Source organism: Burkholderia sp. A9 (genome assembly GCF_000801975.1).
The window spans coordinates 34,324-60,467 of record NZ_JSZN01000020.1; the positions used below are offsets into that span (position 1 = coordinate 34,324).

A 26,144-nucleotide genomic window follows, 5' to 3' on the forward strand; every position below is an offset into this window, starting at 1 on the left:
ATCGCTGGCGGTGACCCAGTCGCGCGCAATTGGCACGTGCCGCACATGAATGAATGGATGGACTCCGGCCGCCAGCTCGGCGAGATCGTGCTTCGCCCACAGTGGCGGCGAGCAACGCGTCGTTGCTCAGGCCGGATTGGCCAACTTGCGGAGCATCTCATGCGAGCGCATGTTTGAGTAGCCCCCCGTGAGGGGGGTGATCGTTTGATGAGGAATATCCGAGAATTCGGATGATTGGGTCGAGCGCGGCGGCGGGTGGAATGGTGCATTCCCCGCTGCGCTGGCGTTGCCCCTTCAGGCCGAAAACTCCAGATGGTGATGTCGGACGTCACTTCTACGGCGTGCAGAAGCAGGCTTCCGGATTGCCCGCGCCGTGCATTCACAGTGATAAACGACGGATCAAAATGGATATGCTCGAAAACATGCGGACATTCGTGCGTGTCGTGCAGGCCGGCAGTTTTACGGCCGTGGCAAAACAGACCGACGTGGCGATTGCACAGGTGTCGCGAGCCGTATCCAGTCTCGAAGAGTATGCACAGACTCGCCTGTTGAATCGAACGACCCGGAGAATTGCGCTGACCGACAACGGACGGCGTTATTTTGAACGCCTGGTGTCGATCCTCGGCGATGTCGACCAGGCGAATGCCGAGGCCAGAAACGCGCTGGTTCGGCCGTACGGGCGGTTGCGCGTCCATACCATGCCCGGACTGGGGCAAAGCCACGTGACCGGGGCGGTCGTGGCATATCAGGCGGCCTTTCCCGAAGTCGCCGTCGAAATCACCTATTCGCAGCGGATGCCGAATCTGGTGGAAGACGGCTATGACATTTCAGTGGTGACGGCATCGAGTTTGCCGGATTCGGGATATATCGCGCACACCTACGGAAGATGCTATAGCGTGCTGGTCGCATCGAAAGCGTATCTCGATCAGCATGGCATTCCGCTGAATCCGGCCGAACTCGCCAGCCATACGTGTCTGCGCCTCGATACGCCAGCCGATGCGAGCGATGAATGGTTGCTGCATGGCGCGTGCGGCGACGTGGTATCGCACGCGGTTCTCGCGGCGCCGTTTCAGGCCAACGCACCGGAGGCGCTCGCGATTGCGTTGCGGGCCGGAATGGGTATCGGGTCGCTGGCCATCTATTCGGTCATCGATGATCTGCGCAGCGGGAAACTCGTCAGGGTGTTGCCGGACTATCGCCTGACGATGCTCGATGTCTATGCGATGTACATCTCCAGGCAATTCATGGACGCGAAGATCCGAACCTTTCTCGACCATCTGCGCATGACGCTTTCGCCCGCACTGGAAGCCGACGAAAATGCACTGAATTCGATTGCCGCATAAGATCGTCGCACGCTGCAACCGGGCATGCGAACGCACTGCAGGTGCAATACCGGGTGCCCGATTCCGGCGTCCGCCAATCCGTCGTTGATCGTGGGTTCTTGCTGAGGAGAGGATGATGAAATCACGTCTTATGATCATTGTTGCCGGCATCGTCGCATTGTCGTCCGTCACGTGCTACGCGCAATCCGCAACCCCCGACACGCCAGCGGCCAAGCCGGCGGCGGCGTCGCCTCGCGCGGCCAAGAAGGCCGAGCGCCAGGAAAACCGCGCGTTTGCGAAGAAGGTCCGTCAGGCGATCGTGAAGGCGCCCGGTATCGGCAATGCCCAGGTCACCGTGTTTGCCAAGGCGAAGACCGGTGAAGTCACGCTGGCCGGATTGATTACCGACCAGTCGCAGGATAAGGCGGCAGTGGACGCGGCTCGCCAGGTGCCCGGCGTCACGTCGGTGACGAGCAAGCTCGAATTGCGCCTGGAAGGCGGGCAGTGATGTGCGGCGTTGAACGCTGCTGAGCGATGCCGGCCCTCCGGATGCAGGCGTCCGGAGGGATTCGCGGCGTGAATGATCTGGCATTCATCAAATAAATTTCAAACATGCCGGCCCGGTCGATATGCTGGGCCGTCGGCATCACGCTGGCGGACCTTCGACGGTGGAACCCTGTCTCGGCCGCGGCGGCAGCCAGCGCGTGCTCGCGGTGAATTCCGCCGGCCCGGGCGAGGTTCGCCCGCAGGCGCTTGCGCGGAACGAGATTCAGGACGCCGCGCGGTTCGACCGCACCGAGCCGTCCCTGACGCGGCCGCCGCGATCCTGATCGTCGTCTCCGCTGCTGGCGGCGAATGCGGGCTGCAGCGAACGTGATGCGACCGATCGACGGCAACATCGTCGGGTGTCGATGCATGGCGGCCGGCGCACCGGCTGCCGTTGCGTATTCGCGTCGCGAACCTGATATTGAGTCGTTTGGACAGAGGCAATCGCACCGCGTCGCACGATGTGCGGCGCGCCGCTGTTTGTTAGCCAGCGTCAATCCGGCCAGCGGCAGGCTGCGGGAACAGGAAGCGGCCGGCCCTGCCGTACAAGGAGAAATGAACGCATGAAAGCCGTGCTGTGTACCGCCTTCGGTCCGATCGATCGACTGCAGATCGAGGAAGTCGCGATTCCCGAACCCGCCGCAGGCCAGGTGCGGATCCGGGTGAAGGCGGCGTCGCTCAATTTCCCCGATGCGCTGATCGTCCAGGGGTTGTACCAGGTGAAGCCGGCGCTGCCGTTCTCGCCGGGCGCGGAGTTCGCCGGCGTGATCGACGCGGTTGGCGAAGGTGTCACCACGTGGCGGCCCGGCGACGCCGTGGTCGCGTTTACCGGGCACGGTGGATTCGCGGAACAGTGTGTGGCCGACGTGCACCAGATCGCCGCGATGCCGCCGGGGATGACGTTCGAGCAGGGCGCGGCGCTCGTGCTCGCCTATGGCACGTCGCTGCACGCATTGCAGCAGCGTGCGCGGCTGCAACCGGGCGAAACGTTGCTGGTGTTGGGGGCGGCGGGCGGTGTCGGGCTCGCCGCGATCGAGATCGCGAAGGCGCTGGGTGCGCGCGTGATCGCCGCGGCGTCGAGCGCGGACAAGCTCGCGCTGTGTCGCGACGCGGGCGCCGACGACACGATCGACTATGCGACGGAAGACCTGCGCCGCCGCGTGGACGAATTGACCGGCGGGCGCGGTGCCGACGTCGTCTACGATCCCGTGGGCGGCGCATACAGCGAGGCGGCATTGCGCGCGACCGCGTGGCGCGGCCGGTTCCTCGTGGTTGGCTTCGCGGCCGGCGAGATCCCGAAGATCGCGCTGAACCTGGCGTTGCTGAAGGAGCGCGACATTCTCGGCGTGTTCTGGGGTGATGCGGTGCGCCGCGACCCGGCGCAGCATGTCTCGAACATGCGCCTGCTCGCCGAATGGTTCGCGGCCGGCAAAGTGCGGCCCGCGATCACCGAGCGCGTGTCGCTGGCCGGCGCGGCCGACGCGATCGCGCGCATGGCGAACCGGCAGGTCAAGGGCAAGGTGGTGATCCTGCCGGATGCTTGAGCCGACGCCGCCGCGACATGGCGGGCGATCGGATCGTCGAGATCGACGGGTTCCGATTCGCCCGGCTCGGTGCACGTGCCGCACGGGATCTAGAAGAGATGCCGAATCCCGACGACGGTGCCGAACGTCGATCCGGACACGCCTTCAAGCGCGCCGTTGGTGGACAGGCCCGTGTTCATCTTGCCGTGGTTGTTGACGAACCCGAGCTGGTCGTAAATCAGCGTCGCCTTCGACAGGCTGTAGGTCAGGCCCGTTGCGGCCAGGATGGAATGGTTCGCGGTATCGTTCCCGTCGCTCGTGTACCAGACGCCCGCGTCGGCATGGATCGTCGGCGTGAACCGGTAGCTGAGGCCGCCGCCGTAGACGCGGTTGTCGAACGAGCCCGCGGCCTTGTAATTGACGAATACCGCGTTCACGGTCAGGTCGCTGAACTCGTAGCGCGCACCGATCGTGCGGCCCGAGAACGCGACCGTGCTCGGCAGGGGCGTCGTCGCAGCCGTGCCGCCGGCGTTGCCGCTATACATCGCGGCGCTGACAAGCATCGGGCCATACGTGTAGTTCAGGCTCGCCGAGTGCTGACGGCCCGCCTGGAAATTGCCGGCGACGCCACCCAGCGCGAGCATCGCGTTGCCCTGAAAGCCGGCAATCGTCGGGCTTGCATACGAGATGGCATTCGCGTTGAAACTGGTCACGGTCGCTGCGCCCACGCATCCGCTCGCGCAGCGTCGGGGGCGGATTCCGCTGTCCGAAGCTCGCGCATATACGCAACTCGTTCTGACCGACAGAAGCAGGCTGACCGAAGGGCAGTCATTCGGAATCTATGCGACGCGCACCTGGAAGACCGCCGACCTGGGCGCAAAGCATCGCCTGTTGCTCGAAGGGCTCGGCTGGGGATCCATGCCGATGCATTTGATCGACGAGGATCTTCGACAAGGCCGACTGGCCGTCGTGCGGTTGTCGGATCGTGACGTCATTCGATACGGGGTGTCATTAATCAGGCATGCAGATCGTTCATGCGGGCCGGCGACGCAATGGCTGATCGACTATTTGACCCGTCTCGGCGGGGCAGGTAGATGAAGCGGGATGCTGCTTGCTTCCCCAACCAGGGGCGAGTGCCAGCACCATCGCCCAAGCGTCGTCGGGGTGGCGAGCAACCGGTAGCGCAGGAGGTCGCGTTGCGCTTCGTGCGCCGTCACGCGCCGCCTCGCTGCGACGAACCCGACTCCGTGTGATACTTGCCACGCACGTCGCACTGGACGCCGTTCCAACCATCGGCGCGCGTGACGCTGCCGATGGCATCCAACCCAGTTTGCATTTCGCAAGACCACCCGTCATGACCGACTCGAGCTATCACTATTACGAACCGTCGCAAGGCCACGGGCTGCCGCATGATCCGTTGAACGCGATCGTCGGCCCGCGTCCGATCGGCTGGATTTCATCCCGTGGCCAGGACGGCACGGTCAACCTCGCGCCGTACAGCTTCTTCAACGCGTTCAACTATCGTCCGCCGATCATCGGTTTTTCGAGCACCGCCGCCAAGGACAGCCTGCGCAACGTGCAGGAGACCGGCGAGTTCGTCTGGAACCTCGCGACGCGCGAGCTTGCCGACCGGATGAACCAGACCTGCGCCGCGGTGCCGTACGACGTGAACGAGTTCGATCTCGGCGGTTTGACCGCGATCCCGTCGCGCCTGGTCGACGTGCCGCGCGTCGCGGAAAGCGGCGTCAACTTCGAATGCAAGGTGACCGACGTGATCCGGCTGCGCGATCACCACGGCGTGGAGACGCCGGCGTCGCTGGTACTCGGCGAGGTCGTCGCCGTCCATATCCGGCATGACCTGCTGAAAGACGGCATTTTCGACACCTTCGGCGCGGGCATCATTCTTCGCGCGGGCGGCCCGTCGGCCTACGTGCACGTCAAGCCCGACAGCCGCTTCGACATCTTCCGCCCCGACGCATAAGTCATCGCGCGCCGGCACGCGGGCACGTCAGCGCCCGGACCCACGAGGACCCCGCGGAAATCCAGGATTTCGCGGGGTCTTTTGCTTCATGCCGCGCACCTGAGCGGGGCGCACCGACCCGTCCGGCCCCGGTGCCCGAACGCCGGCGGCCCGATACCGCACTGCCGCAAACGCATCGTTCATCCCCCTCGCCGACAGCACGCATGGCCCGCCGGCACCCGCCATGGCAAATCTGCTCACCGCAATCGAGCGGCTTGGGCATCGACGTCAGGCGCCGCAAGGCATAGATTCCCAAGGTTGGCGTGCTTATCCGTACGCCAGCCCGCGCGTGAGCCGGCAACCGGCCGCGCGTTTTTATCAGCGTGAGACACAATCGAGCGTGGAGACGACACGATGAGCCTGTCAGAGCCATTGCGTCTGCATGTGCCGGAGCCCACCGGGCGTCCGGGCTGCAAGACGGATTTTTCCTATCTGCATCTATCGCCGGCCGGCGCGGTTCGCCGCCCGCCGATCGACGTTGCTCCGGCGGACACCGCCCATCTCGCGCGCAGCCTGGTGCGGGTACTCGACGACCACGGCGAAGCCGTCGGCCCGTGGGCACCGGACCTCGACGATGCGCGCCTGATCGCCGGGATGCGCGCGATGCTGAAAACCCGCATCTTCGACGCGCGCATGATGATCGCGCAGCGTCAGAAGAAAATCTCGTTCTACATGTTGAGCCTCGGCGAAGAGGCGATCGGTGCCGCGCATGCGATGGCGCTGCGCCACGGCGACATGTGCTTCCCGACCTACCGCCAGCAGAGCATCCTGATCGCGCGCGACGTGCCGCTCGAACGGATGATCTGCCAGCTGATGTCGAACGAAGGCGACCCGCTGAAAGGGCGCCAGCTCCCGGTGATGTACTCGGACCGCGAAGCCGGCTTTTTCTCGATTTCCGGCAACCTCGCGACGCAGTTCATCCAGGCGGTCGGCTGGGCGATGGCGTCGGCGATCAAGGGCGACACGAAGATCTCGTCCGCGTGGATCGGCGACGGCGCGACGGCCGAAGCCGACTTTCACACCGCGCTGACGTTCGCGCACGTGTATCGCGCACCGGTCGTGCTGAACGTCGTCAACAACCAGTGGGCGATCTCGACGTTCCAGGCGATCGCGGGCGGGGAGGGGACGACGTTCGCCGGGCGCGGCGTCGGCTGCGGCATCGCTTCGCTGCGCGTCGACGGCAACGACTTCCTCGCGATCTACGCGGCATCGACCTGGGCCGCCGAACGCGCGCGCCGCAATCTCGGCCCGACGCTGATCGAGTGGGTGACCTACCGCGCGGGCGCGCACTCGACCTCGGACGATCCGACGAAATACCGGCCGAGCGACGACTGGGCCCATTTCCCGCTCGGCGATCCGATCGCCCGCTTCAAGCAGCACCTGATCGCCAAAGGCATCTGGTCGGACAGCGCGCACGACGCGCTCACGGCCGAGCTCGAGGCCGAGGTGATCGCCGCGCAGAAGGAAGCGGAGAAGTTCGGGACGCTGGCCGACGACCGGATTCCGTCGCCGGCCTCGATGTTCGACGACGTGTACAAGGAGCTGCCCGCGCATCTGCGCCGTCAGCGCCAGGAACTGGGAGCGTGATCATGGCGCAACAAGAAGCGACGACGGCAAACGCGCAGCCGATGACGATGATCCAGGCGCTGCGCTCGGCAATGGACGTGATGCTCGCGCGCGACGGCGACGTGGTGGTGTTCGGGCAGGACGTCGGCTACTTCGGCGGCGTGTTCCGCTGCACCGAAGGGCTGCAGGCCAAGTACGGCAGGTCGCGCGTGTTCGATGCGCCGATCTCGGAAGGCGGGATCGTCGGCGCGGCGGTCGGGATGGGTGCGTACGGATTGCGGCCGGTGTGCGAGATCCAGTTCGCCGACTACTTCTACCCGGCGTCCGACCAGATCGTGTCGGAAGGCGCGCGGCTGCGCTATCGGTCCGCGGGCCAGTTCACCGCGCCGATGACGATCCGGATGCCGTGCGGCGGCGGTATCTACGGCGGCCAGACGCACAGCCAGAGCCCGGAGGCGATGTTCACGCAGGTCTGCGGTTTGCGCACGGTGATGCCGTCGAATCCGTACGACGCGAAAGGGCTCCTGATCGCATCGATCGAGAACGACGATCCGGTGATCTTCCTCGAGCCGAAACGCCTGTACAACGGGCCGTTCGACGGCCATCACGAGCGTCCGGTCACGTCGTGGCTCAAGCATCCGGGCAGCGCCGTGCCGGAAGGCTATTACACGGTGCCGCTCGATACGGCCGCCGTGGTGCGGCCCGGCAACGACGTGACGGTGCTGACGTACGGCACGACCGTCCACGTGTCGCTCGCCGCGGCCGAGGAGACGGGCATCGACGCGGAAGTGATCGACCTGCGCACGCTGTGGCCGGTCGATCTCGACACGATCGTCGCATCGGTGCGCAAGACCGGCCGCTGCGTGGTGGTGCACGAGGCGACCCGCACCTGCGGCTATGGCGCGGAACTGGTGTCGCTCGTCCAGGAGCATTGCTTCTATCATCTCGAGGCGCCGGTCGAGCGCACGACGGGATGGGACACACCGTATCCGCACGCACAGGAATGGGCGTATTTCCCCGGCCCGGCCCGGGTTGGCGAAGCGTTGCGACGCGTGATGGAGGCCTGAGATGGGGATTCATGTCATCAAGATGCCGGATATCGGCGAAGGGATCGCCGAGGTCGAGCTGGTGGCCTGGCACGTGCAGGTCGGGCAGACGATCGCTGAAGACCAGCCGCTCGCCGATGTGATGACCGACAAGGCGGCGGTGGAGATTCCATCGCCGGTCGCGGGCAAGGTGCTGGCGCTCGGTGGCCGGATCGGCGAGATGATGGCGGTCGGCAGCGAGCTGATCCGTCTCGAAGTCGAAGGCGACGGCAACCTGAAGCCGGGCGCGAAGGCCCGCGATGCCGGTGCGGATGCGCCGCCGCATCCGGCGGCGGTCGACGCGCCTGCCAAGTCGTCCCACGTCACCGACGCAGCCGAAGCGCACGCGTCGTCGAAGGCCACGCGTCACGCCGCTGACCGCGCGCCGGCCGAGCCGCGTCGCGCCGGGCACGCGGTGCCGCCGCGCGCGGCACTCGCGCCGGGCGAGCGGCCGCTCGCGTCGCCGGCGGTGCGCCAGCGCGCATGGGACATGGGCATCGAGTTGCGCTACGTGCGCGGCACCGGCGACGCAGGGCGGATCCTGCATGCGGACCTCGACGCGTACGCCCGCACGGGCGGTGGCGCGGCGCGGGCATCGCAAGCGTACGGCTACGACGAGCGCAACGATGAAACCGAGGTGCCGGTGATCGGCCTGCGGCGTGCGATCGCGCGCAAGATGCAGGAAGCGAAGCGCCGCATTCCGCACTTCAGCTACGTCGAGGAGATCGACGTCACCGAGCTCGAAGCGCTGCGCACGGAGTTGAACCGCCGCTACGGCGACACGCGCGGCCGGCTCACGCCGCTGCCGCTGCTGATCCGCGCGATGGTGATCGCGCTGCGCGACTTCCCGCAGATCAACGCACGCTACGACGACGAAGCTGGTGTCGTCACGCGTTACGGCGCGGTGCACATGGGGGTCGCGACGCAGACGGATGGCGGTCTCACGGTGCCGGTGCTGCGTCATGCGGAAGCGCGCGACGTGTGGTCGATCTCGGCGGAAATCGCGCGGCTCGCCGACGCGGTGCGCGCGAACCGCGCGCAGCGCGACGAGCTGACCGGCTCGACGATCACGATCTCGAGCCTCGGCGCACTCGGCGGCATCGTGTCGACACCGGTCATCAACCATCCCGAAGTCGGCATCGTCGGCGTGAACCGGATCGTCGAGCGGCCGATGATCCGCGACGGCGCGGTCGTCGCACGCAAGATGATGAACCTGTCGTCGTCGTTCGATCATCGCGTCGTCGACGGCGCGGATGCAGCCGAATTCATCCAGGCCGTGCGCGGGGTGCTCGAACGCCCGGCACTGCTGTTCGTGGAGTGAGCCCGATGAAGAATGAACACACCACGTTGCTCGTGATCGGTGGCGGTCCGGGTGGTTACGTCGCCGCGATTCGCGCGGGGCAGCTTGGCATTCCGACGGTGCTCGTCGAGCGCGAACAGCTCGGCGGCACCTGCCTGAACATCGGCTGCATTCCCTCGAAGGCGCTGATCCATGTCGCCGACGCGTTCGAGCAGGCGTGCGGGCAGGCCGGCGAGGGAATGCTCGGCATTCGCGTGCGTGCGCCGGAGATCGACATCGCGAAAAGCGTCGCGTGGAAGGACGGCATCGTCGAGCGGCTCACGCGCGGCGTCGGCGCGCTGCTGAAGAAGCACGGCGTGCGCGTGCTGAATGGCGACGCGCGCGTCGTCGACGGCAAGACGGTCGACGTCGTCGCCGGCGACCACACGACGCGGATCGCGTGCGAGCACCTGTTGCTCGCGACGGGTTCGGAACCGGTCGCGCTGCCGTCGATGCCGTTCGGCGGGCACGTCGTATCGTCGACCGAAGCGCTGTCGCCCACGTCGTTGCCGAAGCGGCTGGTCGTCGTCGGCGCCGGGTACATCGGCCTCGAACTCGGGCTCGTCTATCGCAAGCTCGGCGTCGACGTCAGCATCGTCGAAGCGGCGCAGCGCGTGCTGCCCGCATACGACGCGGAACTCGCGAAGCCGGTCGCCGATTCGCTCGCGCGGCTCGGCGTCGGGTTGTGGCTGGGCCACCAGGTGCTGGGCCTCGCGAACGACGGCGCGGTGCGCGTGCAGGCACCCGACGGCGCGGAGAAGACGCTGCCGGCCGATCGCGTGCTGGTGGCGGTCGGTCGCCGGCCGCGCGTCGACGGCTTCGGGCTCGAGTCGCTGTCGCTCGATCGCAACGGCCGTGCGTTGCGTATCGACGACGAATGCAGGACGTCGATGCGCAACGTGTGGGCGATCGGCGACGTCGCCGGCGAGCCGATGCTCGCGCATCGCGCGATGGCGCAAGGCGAGATGGTGGCCGAGCTGATCGCGGGACGCCGCCGCAAGTTCGTGCCCGCGTCGATCCCTGCCGTGTGCTTCACCGATCCCGAGATCGTCACGTCCGGCTGGTCGCCCGACGAGGCGAAGGCGGCCGGCGTCGACTGCATCAGCGCGTCGTTCCCGTTCGCGGCGAACGGGCGGGCGATGACGCTGCAGGCGACCGACGGTTTCGTGCGCGTGGTCGCGCGCCGCGACACGCACCTGATCGTCGGCTGGCAGGCGGTCGGGCGCGGCGTGTCGGAGCTGGCCGCGGCGTTTTCGCAGTCGCTCGAGATGGGCGCGCGGCTCGAAGACATCGGCGGCACGATCCACGCGCATCCGACGCTCGGCGAAGCGATGCAGGAAGCGGCGTTGCGCGCGCTGGGACATGCGTTGCACGTGTGAACGCGTGCCGGCATGCATGGCCGGACGAAGCCCCGCTACGGCGGGGCTTTTTTGTTTGCGTCGGCAGCAGGCGGCGGCTTTGGCTTTCCCGCACCGGATTCGACATGACGTGTCGCGCCGGCAATATCCGGATTGCAAACGATCGATCAAAGTCGGCGATGCGACAGCAGGCGCGCTGCATTCGCATTCCCCGCGTAACTTTTGATTGCCGATGCGCAAGCAACCCGTTCGACGCTGCGTTGCGATATGCGTTGAAGGGCCCTCGCTGCAGGCGGTCACGAAGGCACGCGCGCTCGAGCGGACTGCGCCGTCACGTCGCGATAGAACGCATCGATCGCATCGACCATCTGCGCAAGCCCCGGTTGTTCGAGCGGATAGTGGCCGGCGTTGTCCAGCATCACGACCTTGACCGGCACGTTGCGGATACGCGCGAGGAACGGCTCGCTCAGGTGTCGCGGCGTCCAGCGGTCCGCCGCCGGCTGCGTGAGCAGGATCGGGCATACACGGAACTGCTCCGGTTCGAGTGCCGGCCGATACGTCATGTACGAATCGAGAAAGGCCATCGTCATCGCGTTGCCGGCCGACGTGCGATCGGACATCCACACCTTGAGCGCGTCGTCGCGGTTCACGAGCGCGTGCATCTTGCTCGCGAGCGACATCGGGATGCGCATCGCGCGTAGCGGCGTCTTCGCGGAGAAGTGCGTCATCGGGCCGCCGACGCGACTCATGAACAGGTTGCGCGCGGTTTCGTCGCGCACTTGTTGCAGGCGCTGATCGAGGAACGTCATGCCGACGATGCCAGCGACCTTGCCGTTCAGCGCGGCCACATGGTACGTCAGCATGCCGCCCGCGCTCAGCCCGTAGAGCACGATCGGGCGATCGTCCTTCGCGCGTTCCGCGTCGATCAGGTCGCTGCCGGCACGTACCCAGTCGTCGTAGCGCACCAGCGCGCCGCGTGCGACTTCGGTCATCCCGTATTCGGGCATGTCGACCGCGATCGTTTCGTAGCCGCGGCGTGCCAGCTGCTCGCCGACGATCATCGACATCTGCCTGCCGTTGGTGCCGACGCCATGGAACAGGATCACCTTCACTTTCGCTTGTGGATTGCGATACGTGTCGAGGTGGAGGCGATGACCGTTCCAGCGCCACCATGCTTCATGCGGCTGGCGGTCGGCCGTCCACTGGAAGTCGGCGGGCAGGAATGCCTGCATGGCGCGCCAGACGGGCTGGTCTGCATAGGTCCTGGACATGGCGGCGGTCTCCGGTCGATTGCACGAAAGGGCGGTTGCGATGGGTCCCATCATGATCCGGCCGTCGGTCGCCAACCATGCTGGCGCGGGCCAACCGCTTTAGAATCTAGGCCAACACACGTCACGAGGCGTCCGATGAACGTCTGGAACTTTGCCCGCAGCCCGGCTTCCGTCCTGCTGATGATCGCGTTCGGACGCGACCGCAAGCTCGCGCCGGCGGCCTTGCTGAAGGGCTCGCAGCTCACGCTGAAGCAGCTGGCCGATCCGGACTTCACGGTGCTGGCCGCGCAGGAACTGACCGTCGCGTCGAACCTGCTTGCGCTGACGGCGAACGAGGCCGGGGTCGGTCTGACGGTCGGCCTGTCGTATCAGTTGTCGGCGTACGGATTGCTCGGGTACGGGCTGCTCAGCAGCGCGACCGGGATGGACGCCGTCGCGCTCGCGGGCCGCTATCTGGCGCTGACCTATACCTTCGTCGGGATGACGTACCGCCGCGCCGGTCGGCACGATGCGATCGCGTTCGACGCGGCGCCGGAACTGTCCGCGCCGCTGCAGCGCTTCTTCGTCGAGCGCGCGATGGGCGCGACCTGCCGCGTGCTGCGCGACGTGATCGGCAGCGCGTTTGATCTCGCGACGTTCGACCTCGCGTATGGCGCGGAACCGGGTGGCCGGCAGGTTCTCGGCACGCGGGTCCGGTACGGTCGGCCGGCCAATGCGATCACGTTCGCGCATGCGCACCTCGAACGGCCGTTGCCGCAGGCGAATGCCGCGACCGCCGCGATGTGCGAGCGCCTGTGCGCGGAGCTGATCGCGCGCAGGCGCACGCGCGTCGACCTCGTATCGTTCCTGAACGAATACCTGGCCACGCGGCCGTTTGACCGGCCGCCGCAGCTGAAGGACATCGCGACGCTGCTCAACACGAGCGAGCGCACGCTGAAGCGCCGGCTGCAGGACGAGGGTGCATGCTTTCGCGACATCTCCAATGCGGTGCGCAAGGCGCGCGCAGAGGCGCTGATTACCGAAGGGCGGCTGTCGATCAAGGAAATCGCGGAGGAACTGGGGTTCAGCGACATGTCGTCGTTCTCGCAGGCCTACAAGCGGTGGACCGGTGTCGCGCCGAGCGTGTCGCGGCAGGCGGGAGCCGGTTCATAGCGGGGCAGGTCGCGGGTCGCGGTTGACCCTCCCGAGCAAACCGTTCATCGTGTCGACTTCCAGTCTGAGTCGTCGGCCGCACACTGGCGAGTCCGCCGTGATGCGGCATGGCGAAGCCCGGCATGCGCGCTGCAGTCGCTGGCGGCGAGCCGGCGCAGGCCTCATAGGGAACTAGCGAACATGAAACTGTTGCTCGTCGGCGCGACCGGACTCGTCGGGCGCCACGTCCTCGAACTCGCGCTCGCCGATGCGCGGGTGGACCAGGTCGTCGTCGTCGCGCGCCGGCCGTTGTCGCCGCATCCGAAGATGCGTGCGCTCGAAGCCGACTTCGGTCACCTGCCGGAGGATGCCGACTGGTGGCAGGCCGACGCGGTGATCTGCGCGCTCGGCACCACCATGCGCACCGCGGGTTCGCAGGCGGCATTCCGGCGTGTCGATCACGACTATCCGCTCGCGGTCGCGCGTCTCGCGCACCGGCACGGCACGCCGACCTACGTGCTGAATTCCGCGCTTGGCGCGGATCCGGCGTCGCGCATCTTCTACAACCGCGTGAAGGGCGAGGTCGAGCAGGCGCTCGCCGGCGTCGGGTTTGCGTCGCTCACGTATGTGCGGCCCGGCGTGATCGGCGGCAGCCGCGACGAATTCAGGTTCGGCGAGCGGCTGCTGGCGCTTGCGCTGGGCGTTGCAGGGCCGCTGTTGCCGCCGAAGTGGCGGGTGAATCCCGCGCCGCGCATTGCCCGCGCGCTGCTCGATGCCGCGATCGATGCCCGCCCGGGCGTGCACCTCGTCGCATCGGACCGGCTCGCCTGAGCCGTCACGGGCGACGCGCGGCCACCGCATCCGGCAGGCCGGGATGGGTGCAAGGATCGCCCGCGCCGGCTAGCCGTGCGCGACGCCGTCGAGCGGGCCGAACTGTTCGGCGAGCGCATCGCGGAACGCGTCCAGCGCTTCGCCGCCGTCGCTGTTGCGCGGCGTCGCGAGCTGGAACGCGACCGCATGGCTCAGCTTGCTCGCGAGCAGCCTGCGCATCTTGCCGGCCGCGACCCACGGCGCCGCGACATGGTCGGGCAGGAAGCCCACGTGCGCACCGGACAGGATGAAGATCACGTCCGCATCGACGTTTTCCGAGAATGCGGTCGGCTGCGCGTTGCGTAGCGCCGAGCCGGCCGATTGGGTCTTGTAGAGCCGCGCGACGTTGCTCGCGCGCGCGACGTCGTTCACCGATACGGTTTTGTTCGCGGCGAGCGGATGCCGGGCGCCGCAATAGAGCGACTGTTGCTCGACGAACAGCGGGGCGTAGTGCAGGCCAGCCTGGTGTCCCGAGAAGTAGCCGACCGCGAGCTGCAGTTCACCTTTCAGCAGCTTGCGCTCCAGCTCGTCAGGCGCCACCGCGAGCATCTCGATCCGCACGTCGGGCGCCTGCTCGCGAAAGCGGCCGACGGCCGTCGCGATCGCTTCGACGATGTCCGGCGCGAGCCGCTCGGACAGCCCGATGCGCAGCTCGCCGAGCAGCGTGCCCGACACGTGCTGCGTATCGCGCGTGAACACCTCCATCGCCTGCAGCAGGCGCCGCGTCGACTGCAGCACGCGTTCGCCTTTCGGCGTCAGCCGGAAACCGCCTTTGCCGCGCTCGCACAGCCGGAAGCCGACGCGCGTCTCGAGCTTGGCCATCTGGGTGCTGATCGTCGACGGCGCCATCCCGAGCGTGCCTTGCGCCGCGCTGAAGCCGCCGCTCTCGACGATCGTGACGAACAGCCGCAGCAACTGCACATCCATGTCTCTCAAGCGGGTCAGCATGGCGATACATCGCGTTTTGTGAAGTCAGCTTATGTTAGTTCATATTTTTCGTCGGATGGGGGCGCGGCAGAATCGGGTCCGAGGTCGCCAGCCGCGCGACCGCTGTTCCCCTCACACAGGAATCCGACGATGAGCCAGAACGATCTCGCGTTCACGCGCGACAGCCTTTACGGCACGCAGGCCGAACCGACGTTCGCCGGTGCGACGAGTTTCATGCGCCGGCGCTTCAGCCGCGATCTCGACGGCGTCGATCTCGCGATCACCGGTGTGCCGTTCGATGCGGCCGCGTCGCACCGGCCCGGCACGCGCTTCGGCCCGCGCGGGCTGCGGATCGCGTCGACCGGCATCGCGTGGGAGCGCCCGTGGCCGTGGGAATTCGATCCGTTCGACGTGCTGGCCGCGGTCGACTACGGCGACTGCGTGTTCGACCTCGGGCAGCCCGAATCGGTGCCGGGCGCAATCGAGCGGCATGCGGATGCGATCCTCGCACGCGGCTGCGCGATGCTGACGCTCGGCGGCGATCACTTCATCACGTATCCGCTGCTGAAGGCGCATGCGAAGGTGCACGGGCCGCTGTCGCTCGTGCATTTCGATGCGCACACCGACACCTGGCCCGACCGCGACGTGAAGCGCATCGATCACGGCACGATGTTCTATCACGCGGCGCGGGAAGGGTGGGTCCTGCCCGAACGGTCGGCGCAGATCGGCATCCGCACGACCAACGACGAGCCGATGGGGTTCGACATCCAGGATGCGCGCAGCGTGCACGCGTCGACGCCGGCGGCGGTCGCCGCGCGGATCCGCGAGCGCGTCGGCGATCATCCGGTGTACCTCACGTTCGACATCGACTGTCTCGATCCGGCGTTTGCGCCGGGCACCGGTACGCCGGTGTCGGGCGGATTGTCGAGCCACCAGGCGTTCGAGATCCTGCGTCACCTCGACGGCATCAACCTGGTCGGCATGGACGTGGTCGAGGTGTCGCCGCCATACGATCATGCGGAAATCACGTCGCTGGCCGGTGCGACGATCGGGCTGGAACTGATCTGCCTGTATGCATCGCGCCGGCGCGGGGCGCGGTGACGGCGCGCGGAAGCGCTGAACGGTGGATGAGCGAGGTTACGCCGCACACGCGCAAGACTGTTTCGTCATACCAGACGATGGCGGGACGTCGCGTGCATGCTGACCTACGATGAAGACATTGCGTCCATCATCTGCCGACCCGTGTGCACCCACTATCGCGCCCCCGACGAAGACCCGGGCATCAGCGAGCTGAAGATCGGCATCGGCGACCTGTTTCGCCGCGATCCCTGGCAGCCCGACGTCTATCCCGACTACGCGGCGCCCATCGCGCATGCCGACGGCGACGGGCTCGCGGTCGTGAGCGCGGTGTTCGGCTTCTGGCCGAAATTCATGCAGCCCGAGCGCCTCGACGAGAACGGTCGCAAGAGAAAGAAACTCGATACGGTGAACGCGCGGGCGGAAACGGTCGGCTCGTCGCGGCTCTACGGCAATGCGTGGCGCAACGGCCAGCGCTGCCTGATTCCGGTGCGCTGGATCTTCGAGCCCTGTTACGAAACCGGCCGCAACGTGTGGCACCGGATCGGCGTCGACGGCTGGCAGCCGTATTGCGTCGCCGGTATCTGGCGCCGCTACGAAGACAGCGACGGGCGCGTATGCATCGGCATGACGATGCTCACGGTGAACGCCGACGATCATTCGCTGTTCGCGCGGATGCATCGGCCGGGCGACGAGAAGCGCGGCGTCGTGATCCTGCGCAGCGACGATTACGACGAATGGCTGCATACGCGCGACATCGAGACTGCACGTAGCATGCTGAATCTGTTCCCCGCCGATGACATGACGGCCGAGCCCGACCAGGCACCGCCGGCCGGCGCGTGACCTTTCATTTTTCCAACGTCTGACTTGCGGCGAAATTGCCCGGCCGTGCGCCGATTATTCGGACGATTTCGAAAATCGATCGATACCGGGTAATCCCCGATATCACCCAAGTTGTATATACAAGATCATCCGCTGGCAATGTCGGCACACGTCGTGCCGCTTGCGCGCCAGCGTGCTGACCATGCGTGCGTGGCGCATGCCGGCGATCCACGGCGCACCGCACCCGAAGAGCCGAAAGGGCGGCTCGCACGTTCCTGTCTCATCCGAACTATTTGTGATCCTCAGTATCTTGGAGATTTTCCCGTGTCAACGAATTCCAGTGGAAAAGCCGGCGGTCTGATCGAGGTACGCTCGATCGATTTCATTCCCGACGCCGAACGCCACGGCGGGCTGCTGAGCCAGTTCACGCTGTGGCTGTCGGCGAACATGCAGATCACGGCCATCGTCACAGGGGCGCTTGCGGTCGTGCTCGGCGGCGACGTGTTCTGGTCGCTGGTCGCGCTGTTGCTCGGCCAGCTCGTCGGCGGCGCGGTGATGGCGCTGCACGGTGCGCAAGGGCCGCAGCTCGGCTTGCCGCAGATGATCTCGAGCCGCGTGCAGTTCGGCGTGTACGGCGCGATGATCCCGATCGTGCTCGTGTGCCTGATGTACATCGGCTTTTCCGCGAGCGGCTCGGTGCTCGCCGGGCAGGCCGTCGCGCAACTGCTGCACGTCGACGACGCGGCCGGCATCCTGCTGTTCGCGGCCGTGATCGTCGTGCTCACGGTGTTCGGCTATCGCGCGATCCACTTCGTCGGGCGGATCGCGAGCGTGGTCGGCATCGTCGCGTTCATCTACATGTTTACGCAGCTGTTCGCGAACCACGACGTCGGCGCGCTGCTTGCGAACAAGCATTTCTCGCTCGCAAGCTTCCTGCTATCGATGTCGCTGTCCGCGTCGTGGCAGATCGCGTTCGGCCCGTACGTCGCCGATTATTCGCGCTACCTGCCGCGCTCGACGTCGTCGGTCGCCACGTTTCTCGCGGTCGGCCTCGGCTCGGTGCTCGGCGCGCAGGCGGCGATGGTATTCGGCGTGTTCGCCGCCGCGCTCGCCGGCAGCCAGTTCGCGCACCACGAGGTGTCGTACATCGTCGGCCTCGGCTCGACCGGCGCCGTGGCCGCGCTGCTGTACTTCAGCATCGCGTTCGGCAAGGTGACGGTGACGGCGCTCAACGCGTACGGCAGCTTCATGTCGATGGCGACGATCGTCAGCGGCTTCCGCGGCAAGGGCGCGGTGTCGTCGCGCAGCCGTCTCGTCTACATCTTCGGGATGATCTGCGTGTCGACGCTGATCGCGCTCGCCGGCCGCCATTCGTTCCTGAAGGAATTCACTGCGTTCATCCTGTTCCTGCTTGCGTTCTTCACGCCGTGGAGCGCGATCAACCTGGTCGACTACTACTGCTTCACGCGCTCGCGCTACGACGTGCCGGCGCTGTCCGATCCGGACGGCCGCTATGGCCGCTGGAACGTGATGGCGATCACGATCTACGTGGTCGGCATCCTGGTGCAGCTTCCGTTCATGTCGACGCACATCTACACGGGCCCGCTCGTCGATGCGCTCGGCGGCACCGACATCTCGTGGATTCTCGGTCTCGTCGTGCCGGCGCTGCTGTATTACGTCGGCGCGCGCGCGTCGCGACGCAGCATCCCCGAGCGCCTGATCCTGCCGCTCGAACGCGGCGAGGCTCGTCACTGACGCGTCGCATTGACTGTCGGGCCGGCCTGCCGCCGGCCTGAGTGGCCCGCCGCGCGTCGCGCGGCCGGCAGCCGCGCTGCACACCTCTTCGTTATCCACGATGCCGGCACGGCAAGACCACCGTGCCCGGCATCGTTCCATTCTCTTTCCATTGAATAGTATGACTAAACAAATCAACGCACGGAGCAATCGTTCCCGGGTGCGGCCGGTGCATGCCGGCGTTCGGATGGCGGTCGCGGCTGCATGCGTCGCCGGTTCGGGCGCCGCGCTCGCGCAGGACGGCGTCACGCTGTACGGCGTGATCGACGAGTTCGCGCAGTACGTGAATACCGGCAACGGCTATACGGCGGCGATCGGCTCAGGCGGCCAGTGGGGCAGCCGGTTCGGGTTGAAGGGCGGCGAGGACATCGGCGGCGGGCAGAAGATCGAGTTCGCGCTCGAAAACGGCTTCAACCCGAACGACGGCTCGCTCGCGAGCTCGGGCAGCATGTTCAACCGGCAGGCGTGGGTCGGCGTCGCGGGGCAGTGGGGCAAGGTGCGTGCGGGCCGCCAGAACTCGCCGCTGTTCAACGACCAGGGCGGGCAGGATGCGTTCGGCGGCGTCACGCAGGCGTCCGGCATGGACAACCTCACCGTGTTCGCGTTCCGCACGAGCAATACGCTGTCGTACCAGAGCCCGGAGATCGCCGGTTTCCAGGCAGGGTTGTACTTCGGGTTCGGCGACGCGGGCGGCGTGCGCTCGGCAGGCTCCAGCCAGCAGGTCGACGTGACCTACGAGCACGGGCCGTTCGCGGCGTTCGTCGCGGGTCAGTGGCTGAAGAACCGGACGGCGAGCACGACCGATCGCACCATCATGGCCGGCGCATCGTACGAGATCGGCAAGGCGACCGTGTACGGCGGCTTCTCCGCGGTGAAGTGGGCCGACCTGGGGATCGACTCGCGCGTGTACGGTCTGTCGGTCAAATACCAGCTCAACCCGGCGAACTACGTCGCGCTCGGCTATGCGTACCTGCACGACCAGGCGTCGCAGGGCGACAATGCGGACCAGTTCGGTCTGATGTACGAGTACGACCTGTCGAAGCGCACGAGCTTCTATGGCGCGCTGTCGTACCTGCGCAACCGCAACCAGGCCGGCTACACGCTCGCCGGCGCGGCGAACCCGGGCCTGCCGCTCGCGTACCCGGGCGCGAACGCGCGCGGCGTGCAGCTCGGCATCGTGCATCGCTTCTGACGATGCACCGGGCGCCGGGCCAGGTGTGCCGGCGCCTGCTTTCCGGCGCGCATTCGCGCGCCTACATCCCCAGCCGCTCGGCGAGCGAATGGCGCTGCATGCAGCGCTCCATCGCGTCGAGAAACGCCTGCTCGGCCGCGTTCATCTTGCGGTCGCGATGCCACAGCAGGAACACGTCGACATCGACGAGGCCGTCGTCGGGCGGCAGCCGCCATAGCCGCTGCTGCGCGATGTCGTCGCGCACGATGTGTTCGGGCAGGCAGCCGATCCCGTAACCCGCGAAGATCAGCCGCCGCACTTCCTCGAGGCTCGGCGACGACGCGACGATGCGTCCGGTGAAGCCCTTCTGGTCGCGGAACACGGTGAGCGGCGACAGGCTGTCGCCGATCTGGTCGCTCGTGAACGACACGAAGTTCTCCGCGAGCAGATCGTCCATCCGCAATTGCGTCTGCCCGAACAGCCGGTGGTGGCGGCCGCAGTAGATCGCATAGCGCTGGCGCAGGAAGCAGCGCATTTCCAGCTTGTCGTGCGGCGTGCGGCACAGGCCGAGCCCGGCCGTGGCCGTCTTCTGCAGCAGCGACGACAGGATGTCCGACGAACGCATCACTTCGATCTGCAGGTCGATGCGCGGATACGCGCGATGGAAGTCGGCGAGGAACGCGTCGTAGACGGGCGATTCGATGCGGCTCACCGTCAAGAGCCGGATCGAGCCGGTGAGGTCGGCCGTGCTGTCGTCCAGTTCCGTTTCGAGACGCGACACGCCGCCGTAGATGTCGCTCGCGATCCGGTACACGGCTTCGCCGGCCGGGGTCGGGGCGAAGTGCGCGCCGCGGCGCTCGATCAGCCGTCGCTCGAGCGCGTCCTCGAGCCGCCGCAGCGCCTGGCTCACGGCCGGCTGCGTCACGTGCAGGCGCGCGGCCGCGCGGCTCACGCTGCGCTCCTGCATGATCACCAGGTAGGTGCGCAGCAGGTTCCAGTCGAGGCGGTCGTTCAGGAAGGGGGCGAGGTCGGCGCGCATCGGGTCTCCGGGCGAGGCATCGGATCAGTCATTAGCTGGATTTATACGGCGAATAATAACTTGAAATTTGACTAATGATTTGCGGTCGCCGATAAAGGAGGGGCGCCGTACCGTGCGGCGCGAGGCCGCGACAGACGGCCGGCCATCACGATAGTGCGCGTCGCCCGCAGCGCGGCGCGCGTCAGGAGCCAGCATGACCCAGTCCCTTCCTTCCACCCGCCAGCCGGCGCGCGCCGCGATGGCCGCGTTCATCGGCACGATGATCGAGTGGTACGACTTCTACATCTACGCGACCGCCGCCGCGCTCGTGTTCGGCGAACTCTATTTCCCGTCGCATGACCGCTTCGTCAGCACGATGGCGTCGTTCGCGACGTTCGCGGTCGGCTTCTTCGCGCGTCCGCTCGGCGGCATCGTGTTCGGCCACCTCGGCGACCGCATCGGCCGCAAGAAGGCGCTGATGACGACGCTGATGATGATGGGCGTCGCGACCGTGTGTGTCGGGCTGCTGCCCGACTATTCGAAGGTCGGCATGCTGGCGCCGGTGTTGCTGGTCGCGCTGCGCGTCGTGCAGGGGATCGCGGTCGGCGGCGAGTGGGGCGGCGCGGTGCTGATGGCGGGCGAACACGCGCCGCAGGGACGTCGCACGTTCTTCGCGTCGTTCGCGCAGCTCGGCAGCCCGGCCGGGCTGATCCTGTCGCTGATCGCGTTCCGCGCGGTCACGTCGATGGACAAGGCCGACTTCCTCGCCTGGGGCTGGCGCCTGCCGTTCCTCGCGAGCTCGGTGCTGCTGGTCGTCGGCATCCTGATCCGGCTCGGCGTGAACGAGTCGCCGGAATTCGCGCGCGTGAAGGAAACGAACCGCACCGTGAAGCTGCCCGTCGCCGAAGTGTTCCGCTCCGCGTCGGGGCTCGTGCTGCTCTGCATCGGCGCGAACACGATCGGGATCGCGGGCGTCTATTTCACCAACACGTTCATGATCGCGTACACGACGCAGTACGTCGGTGTGTCGCGCTCGCTGATCCTCGACAGCCTGTTCGCGGTCGCGATCATCCAGTTCATCGCGCAGCCGATCGCCGCGTGGCTCGCGGAGCGCATCGGCGGCGCACGCTTCCTGAAGATCGCCGCGCTGCTCGCGATGCTGTCGCCGTACCCGATGTTCATGCTCGTGCAGGGCGGCACGTCCGCATCGCTCGTCGCGGGCATCGCGCTCGCGGTCGTGTGCATGGCCGGCTTCTATTCGGTGATCGCGGGCTTCGTGAGCGGCGTGTTTCCGGCGCACGTGCGCTATTCGGCAATCTCGCTCGCGTACCAGATCTGCGGGGCGATCGCCGGTGGCCTGACGCCGCTCGTCGGCACCTGGCTCGCGCATCGCTTCGCCGGCCAGTGGTGGCCGCTCGCCGTGTTCTACACGGGTCTCGCCGGCATCTCGCTGCTCTGCATCGTCGCGCTCGACGCACGTCGTGCGGGCCAGCCGGCCGCCGCCGAAGCGCTCGGCTCGCGGTGAGCTGCAACGAACAAATTCATCCGGAGTACACATGAAAGACCTGTTGGAAATCGACGGTGCCCGTCTGTGGCAGAGCCTGGTCGACATGGCGCGCATCGGCGCGACGCCGCGCGGCGGCGTGCGGCGCCTCGCGCTCACCGACGACGACCGGCGCGGGCGCGACCGGTTCGCGCAGTGGTGCCGCGACGCGGGGATGACGGTGAGCGTCGACGGCGTCGGCAACCTGTTCGCGCGGCGCGACGGCGTCGATGCGCAGGCCGCACCGGTGCTGATCGGCAGCCACCTCGACACGCAGCCCGAAGGCGGGCGCTTCGACGGCGTCTACGGCGTGCTTGCCGCGCTCGAGCTCGTGCGCACGCTGAACGACGCGGGCATCGCGACCGACAAGCCGCTCGAGATCGTGTCGTGGACCAACGAGGAGGGCGCGCGCTTCGCGCCGGCGATGCTCGGCTCGGCGGTGTTCACGGGCGCGTTGCCGCTCGACGACGCGCTCGCGAAGCAGGACGCCGACGGCGTCACGGTCGGCGCCGCACTCGACGCATGCGGCTATCGCGGTGCACGCGCGACGGGCGGCGCGGTCGACGCGTATTTCGAGGCGCATATCGAACAGGGGCCCGTGCTCGAGGCGAACGGCACGACGATCGGCATCGTCACGGGCGGGCAGGCGATCCGCTGGCTCGACGTGAGCGTGACGGGCGTGGCCGCGCATGCGGGCACGACGCCGATGCCGTATCGCAAGGATGCGTATTTCGCGGGCGCGCAGATGGCGCTCGAACTGGAGCGGATCGTCGCCGGCTACGCGCCGCGCGGGCTCGCGACGATCGGGCAGGTCGGCATCCGCAATGCGTCGCGCAACACGATCGCCGGCGACGTGACGTTCACCGTCGACCTGCGCCATCACGACGATGCGCAAGTCGATGCGATGGAGCGCGAACTGCGCGACGCCTGCGCGCGCGTGGCCGCCGCGCGCGGCGTGCAGATCGCGATCGATACCTGCTGGCGCAGCCCGGCGACGCCGTTCGACCGCGCTTGCGTCGACCTCGTCGCGCAGGCGGCGGACGCATTCGGCTATAGGAACGAGCGGATCGTCAGCGGCGCCGGCCACGACGCGATCCTGCTGGCGCGCCGCGTGCCGACCGCGATGGTGTTCATCCCGTGCGTCGACGGGCTGTCGCACAACGAGGCCGAGGACGCGCTGCCCGACGACGTGACGCGCGGCACGAACGTGCTGCTGAACGCGGTGCTGACGCGTGCCGGCATCGCAACCCGCGTGGCTGCTGCCACGTCCGCGCAGCACGCATGACGCGGCGAACCGACGAGGACCCCCGATGAAAACCTATTTCCACCCCGAACAGTTGCTGCACCATCCGCGCACCTACCTGTCGCGCGGCAGGATGCGCGAGCCGCAGGAGGTGCCCGAGCGCGCGGCGCGGCTGGTCGCGGCCGTCCGGTCGCTCGACTTCGCCGTGTGCGAGCCCGCTGACCGCGGCACCGCGCCGATCGCGGCCGTGCACGACATGAACTACCTGCGCTTTCTCGAGGAAGCGCACCGCGACTGGAAACGGATGCCCGACGACTGGGGCGACGAAGTGATGTCGAACGTGTTCGTGCGCGACCCGAACCCGCTGCGCGGCGTGCTCGCGAAAGCCGCGCGCTACCTGGCCGACGGCAGTTGCCCGGTCGGCGCGAACACGTGGCGCGCCGCGTACTGGTCTGCGCAGAGCGCGCTCGCGGCCGCGGTCGACGTGAATGACGGCGCGCGCGACGCGTACGCGCTGTGCCGGCCACCCGGCCATCACGCACGCCGCGATGCGGCCGGCGGGTTCTGCTACCTGAACAATGCGGCGATCGCCGCGCAGGCGCTGCTCGGCCGCCATCGCCGGGTCGCGATCCTCGACACTGACATGCATCACGGGCAAGGCGTGCAGGAGATTTTCTACGGCCGCGACGACGTGCTGTACGTGTCGATCCACGGCGACCCGACCAATTTCTACCCGGTCGTCGCGGGCTACGAGGAAGAGACGGGCGCGGGGGCCGGCGACGGCTTCAACCTGAACCTGCCGATGCCGCATGGCGCACCCGAGGCGACGTTCTTTGAGCGGCTCGACGACGCGCTGCGCGCGCTCGCGCGGTTCCAGCCCGATGCGCTCGTGCTCGCGCTCGGCTTCGACATCTACAAGGACGACCCGCAATCGCAGGTCGCGGTCACGACCGACGGGTTCGGGCGGCTCGGCGGCGCGCTCGGCGCGCTCGGGGTGCCGACGGTGATCGTGCAGGAGGGCGGCTACCACCTGGAGAGCCTCGATGCGAACGCGCGCGCCTTCTTCGGCGGGTTCGCCGCCGCGCGCTGAACCGTCGAAGCAGCGGCCGCGCCGCGCGGCCCGTGAGCCAAAACGCCCGCGTCGGGATCCCGACGCGGGCGTTTTTCAATGGTGGTGCCGTGGCTCGGCACCCTGCGGGTCGCGGTGCGCTTACGAGTTCGCGGCGACCGGTGCGCGGCGGCGCTGCACGACCTGCAGTGCGACCAGTGCGAGCCCGGCCGCGGCGATCAGCCCGCCGACGAGCGGCACGGCCGCGTAGCCGTAGCCGGCCGAGATCGCTGCGCCGCCGGCTGCCGCGCCGAGCGCATTGCCGAGGTTGAACGCGCCGATGTTGACGGCCGAGGCGAGGCCCGGTGCTTCGTGTGCGGCACGCATCACGCGCATCTGCAGCGGCGGGACCACCGCGAACGTCGCGACACCCCAGACCAGCAGCGTGACGGCGGCACCGACGTGCGTGCTGGCGAGCAGCGGGAACGCGGCCATCGTCGCGATCAGCAGCAGCAGGAAGCCGATCAGCGTGCCGTCGAGCGAGCGGTCGGCAAGGCGGCCGCCGGCGATGTTGCCGATCGAGAAGCCGACGCCGATCAGCACGAGCATCGCGGTCACGAAGCCAGGCGTCGCGCCGGTCAGGTGTTCGAGCGTCGGGGCGACATACGTGTAGAGCGTGAACATCGCGCCGGCGCCGAGCACCGTGGTGCCGAGCGCGCCGAGCACGACCGGGCGCGTCAGCACCGACAGTTCGGCACGCAGGTTCGGCATCTTGCCGGCTTCGCCCTTCGGCAGCGCGGCGAACAGGCCGGCGATCGCGATCAGGCCGAGCACCGCGGTCGCCGCGAACGACATGCGCCAGCCGATGATCTGGCCGAGCCAGGTGGCGGCCGGCACGCCGCCGACGTTCGCGATCGTGAGGCCCATGAACATCGTGGCCACCGCGCTTGCCTGCTTTTCGCGCGGCACGAGGCTGGCCGCGACCACCGAGCCGAGCCCGAAGAACGCGCCGTGGTTGAGGCTCGTCACGAGTCGTGCGAGCAGCAGCGTCGTGTAATCCGGCGCGACGGCCGACAGCAGGTTGCCGATCGTGAAGATCGACATCAGCGCGATGAGCGCCGAGCGGCGCGACCAGCGCGCGAGCAGCAGCGTCATCAGCGGAGCGCCGGCCATCACGCCGATCGCGTACGCGCTGATCAGCATGCCGGCCTTCGGAATCGACACGTGCACGCCGTCGGCGATCACGGGCAGCAGGCCCATCGGCGAGAACTCGGTCGTGCCGATGCCGAACGCACCGGCGGCGAGCGCCAGCAGCGGCAGCGCGGCGCTGCCGCCCGGGCGGGAAGGAGAAGAAGTCGTGGTGTTCACGCGATGAGCTCCTGTAAGCGTTGGGCAACGGCACCGGGCCGTTGTGGACAGGGTGAAGTGTGCCTGCATTACTTTTGCGGAAAAAGCCGCGTGCGGGCGAAA

Annotated in this window: 21 protein-coding genes and 2 pseudogenes; 18 read left to right on the forward strand and 5 right to left on the reverse strand. The window is 67.6% G+C overall.

The genetic code is table 11. The features are described from left to right. Positions 1 to 404: 404 nt before the first annotated feature. The 3 genes from PI86_RS11090 to PI86_RS11100 all read left to right on the forward strand — a co-directional run bounded on the left by PI86_RS11090 (position 405) and on the right by PI86_RS11100 (position 3,412). On the forward strand, positions 405 to 1,343 hold the full coding sequence (locus PI86_RS11090; protein ID WP_014897509.1) for a LysR family transcriptional regulator: 939 nt from the start codon (positions 405 to 407) through the stop codon (positions 1,341 to 1,343). Positions 1,344 to 1,458: 115 nt separating this feature from the next. Further along, entirely contained in the window at positions 1,459 to 1,830 is a 372-nt protein-coding gene (locus PI86_RS11095) for a BON domain-containing protein (RefSeq protein WP_039322005.1), read from the forward strand. A 601-nt stretch (positions 1,831 to 2,431) separates the two neighbouring features. Next, positions 2,432 to 3,412, forward strand: a complete 981-nt coding sequence (locus tag PI86_RS11100) for an NADPH:quinone oxidoreductase family protein (protein ID WP_039322008.1) — start codon at positions 2,432 to 2,434, stop codon at positions 3,410 to 3,412. An 89-nt stretch (positions 3,413 to 3,501) separates the two neighbouring features. On the opposite strand, the pseudogene PI86_RS11105 reads toward PI86_RS11100, so the two are convergent. After that, a pseudogene (locus PI86_RS11105) lies at positions 3,502 to 4,095 on the reverse strand (porin); the annotation flags it as partial. Here PI86_RS11105 and PI86_RS16450 point away from each other — a divergent pair. The 6 genes and pseudogenes from PI86_RS16450 to lpdA all read left to right on the forward strand — a co-directional run. Then, a pseudogene (locus PI86_RS16450) lies at positions 4,088 to 4,489 on the forward strand (substrate-binding domain-containing protein); the annotation flags it as partial. The pseudogenes PI86_RS11105 and PI86_RS16450 sit on opposite strands and share 8 nt — an antisense overlap. A gap of 256 nt (positions 4,490 to 4,745) precedes the next feature. Continuing rightward, on the forward strand, positions 4,746 to 5,372 hold the full coding sequence (locus PI86_RS11110) for a flavin reductase family protein (protein ID WP_039322011.1): 627 nt from the start codon (positions 4,746 to 4,748) through the stop codon (positions 5,370 to 5,372). Between the two features lie 393 nt (positions 5,373 to 5,765). Then, on the forward strand, positions 5,766 to 6,998 hold the full coding sequence (locus PI86_RS11115) for a 3-methyl-2-oxobutanoate dehydrogenase (2-methylpropanoyl-transferring) subunit alpha (RefSeq protein ID WP_014897485.1): 1,233 nt from the start codon (positions 5,766 to 5,768) through the stop codon (positions 6,996 to 6,998). Between the two features lie 2 nt (positions 6,999 to 7,000). Beyond that, positions 7,001 to 8,044 (forward strand): alpha-ketoacid dehydrogenase subunit beta, encoded by a 1,044-nt coding sequence (locus PI86_RS11120; RefSeq protein WP_014897484.1) that lies wholly within the window; start codon positions 7,001 to 7,003, stop codon positions 8,042 to 8,044. Position 8,045: 1 nt separating this feature from the next. After that, positions 8,046 to 9,383 carry a dihydrolipoamide acetyltransferase family protein gene (locus PI86_RS11125; protein ID WP_039322013.1) on the forward strand — a complete coding sequence of 446 codons (1,338 nt, stop codon included), beginning with the start codon at positions 8,046 to 8,048 and terminating at the stop codon, positions 9,381 to 9,383. 5 nt (positions 9,384 to 9,388) lie between these two features. Next, positions 9,389 to 10,780: a dihydrolipoyl dehydrogenase gene (lpdA, locus tag PI86_RS11130; protein WP_039322018.1), complete on the forward strand. Its 1,392-nt coding sequence runs from the start codon at positions 9,389 to 9,391 to the stop codon at positions 10,778 to 10,780. Positions 10,781 to 11,055: 275 nt separating this feature from the next. Here lpdA and PI86_RS11135 read toward each other — a convergent pair whose 3' ends face one another. Continuing rightward, positions 11,056 to 12,030 (reverse strand): alpha/beta hydrolase, encoded by a 975-nt coding sequence (locus tag PI86_RS11135; protein WP_039322020.1) that lies wholly within the window; start codon positions 12,028 to 12,030, stop codon positions 11,056 to 11,058. A 135-nt stretch (positions 12,031 to 12,165) separates the two neighbouring features. Here PI86_RS11135 and PI86_RS11140 point away from each other — a divergent pair, with 135 nt between their 5' ends. Together PI86_RS11140 and PI86_RS11145 are read left to right on the forward strand one after the other, a co-directional pair. Beyond that, positions 12,166 to 13,182: an AraC family transcriptional regulator gene (locus PI86_RS11140; protein WP_039322023.1), complete on the forward strand. Its 1,017-nt coding sequence runs from the start codon at positions 12,166 to 12,168 to the stop codon at positions 13,180 to 13,182. A 180-nt stretch (positions 13,183 to 13,362) separates the two neighbouring features. Continuing rightward, positions 13,363 to 13,992: an NAD(P)H-binding protein gene (locus PI86_RS11145; RefSeq protein WP_039322026.1), complete on the forward strand. Its 630-nt coding sequence runs from the start codon at positions 13,363 to 13,365 to the stop codon at positions 13,990 to 13,992. A 69-nt stretch (positions 13,993 to 14,061) separates the two neighbouring features. Here PI86_RS11145 and PI86_RS11150 read toward each other — a convergent pair whose 3' ends face one another. Then, positions 14,062 to 14,979 (reverse strand): LysR family transcriptional regulator, encoded by a 918-nt coding sequence (locus PI86_RS11150; protein WP_039322029.1) that lies wholly within the window; start codon positions 14,977 to 14,979, stop codon positions 14,062 to 14,064. 129 nt (positions 14,980 to 15,108) lie between these two features. Between PI86_RS11150 and speB the strand changes: the two genes are divergently transcribed. The 4 genes from speB to PI86_RS11170 all read left to right on the forward strand — a co-directional run bounded on the left by speB (position 15,109) and on the right by PI86_RS11170 (position 19,843). Further along, positions 15,109 to 16,059: an agmatinase gene (gene speB / locus PI86_RS11155; RefSeq protein WP_039322030.1), complete on the forward strand. Its 951-nt coding sequence runs from the start codon at positions 15,109 to 15,111 to the stop codon at positions 16,057 to 16,059. Positions 16,060 to 16,200: 141 nt separating this feature from the next. Beyond that, complete coding sequence (locus PI86_RS11160; protein ID WP_039322113.1) at positions 16,201 to 16,878, forward strand: SOS response-associated peptidase family protein; 678 nt, start codon at positions 16,201 to 16,203, stop codon at positions 16,876 to 16,878. 303 nt (positions 16,879 to 17,181) lie between these two features. Then, positions 17,182 to 18,612: a purine-cytosine permease family protein gene (locus PI86_RS11165; protein WP_014897474.1), complete on the forward strand. Its 1,431-nt coding sequence runs from the start codon at positions 17,182 to 17,184 to the stop codon at positions 18,610 to 18,612. Positions 18,613 to 18,772: 160 nt separating this feature from the next. Beyond that, entirely contained in the window at positions 18,773 to 19,843 is a 1,071-nt protein-coding gene (locus PI86_RS11170) for a porin (RefSeq protein ID WP_039322033.1), read from the forward strand. A 61-nt stretch (positions 19,844 to 19,904) separates the two neighbouring features. Here the strand turns inward: PI86_RS11170 and PI86_RS11175 are convergent, their stop codons facing one another. Beyond that, positions 19,905 to 20,861: a LysR family transcriptional regulator gene (locus tag PI86_RS11175; RefSeq protein ID WP_039322035.1), complete on the reverse strand. Its 957-nt coding sequence runs from the start codon at positions 20,859 to 20,861 to the stop codon at positions 19,905 to 19,907. A gap of 193 nt (positions 20,862 to 21,054) precedes the next feature. Between PI86_RS11175 and PI86_RS11180 the strand changes: the two genes are divergently transcribed. From PI86_RS11180 to PI86_RS11190, 3 genes are read left to right on the forward strand one after another with little or no spacing between them, the layout of a single operon-like run. Next, positions 21,055 to 22,365, forward strand: coding sequence for an MFS transporter (locus PI86_RS11180; RefSeq protein ID WP_039322039.1), 1,311 nt, complete (start codon positions 21,055 to 21,057; stop codon positions 22,363 to 22,365). A gap of 31 nt (positions 22,366 to 22,396) precedes the next feature. Then, on the forward strand, positions 22,397 to 23,668 hold the full coding sequence (locus PI86_RS11185) for a Zn-dependent hydrolase (RefSeq protein ID WP_039322041.1): 1,272 nt from the start codon (positions 22,397 to 22,399) through the stop codon (positions 23,666 to 23,668). A 25-nt stretch (positions 23,669 to 23,693) separates the two neighbouring features. After that, positions 23,694 to 24,716 (forward strand): histone deacetylase family protein, encoded by a 1,023-nt coding sequence (locus tag PI86_RS11190; protein WP_039322045.1) that lies wholly within the window; start codon positions 23,694 to 23,696, stop codon positions 24,714 to 24,716. Positions 24,717 to 24,836: 120 nt separating this feature from the next. On the opposite strand, the gene PI86_RS11195 is transcribed toward PI86_RS11190, so the two are convergent. Then, a complete protein-coding gene (locus PI86_RS11195; RefSeq protein WP_039322048.1) occupies positions 24,837 to 26,042 on the reverse strand; it encodes an MFS transporter in 1,206 nt (401 codons plus the stop codon). Between the last annotated feature and the right edge of the window lie 102 nt (positions 26,043 to 26,144).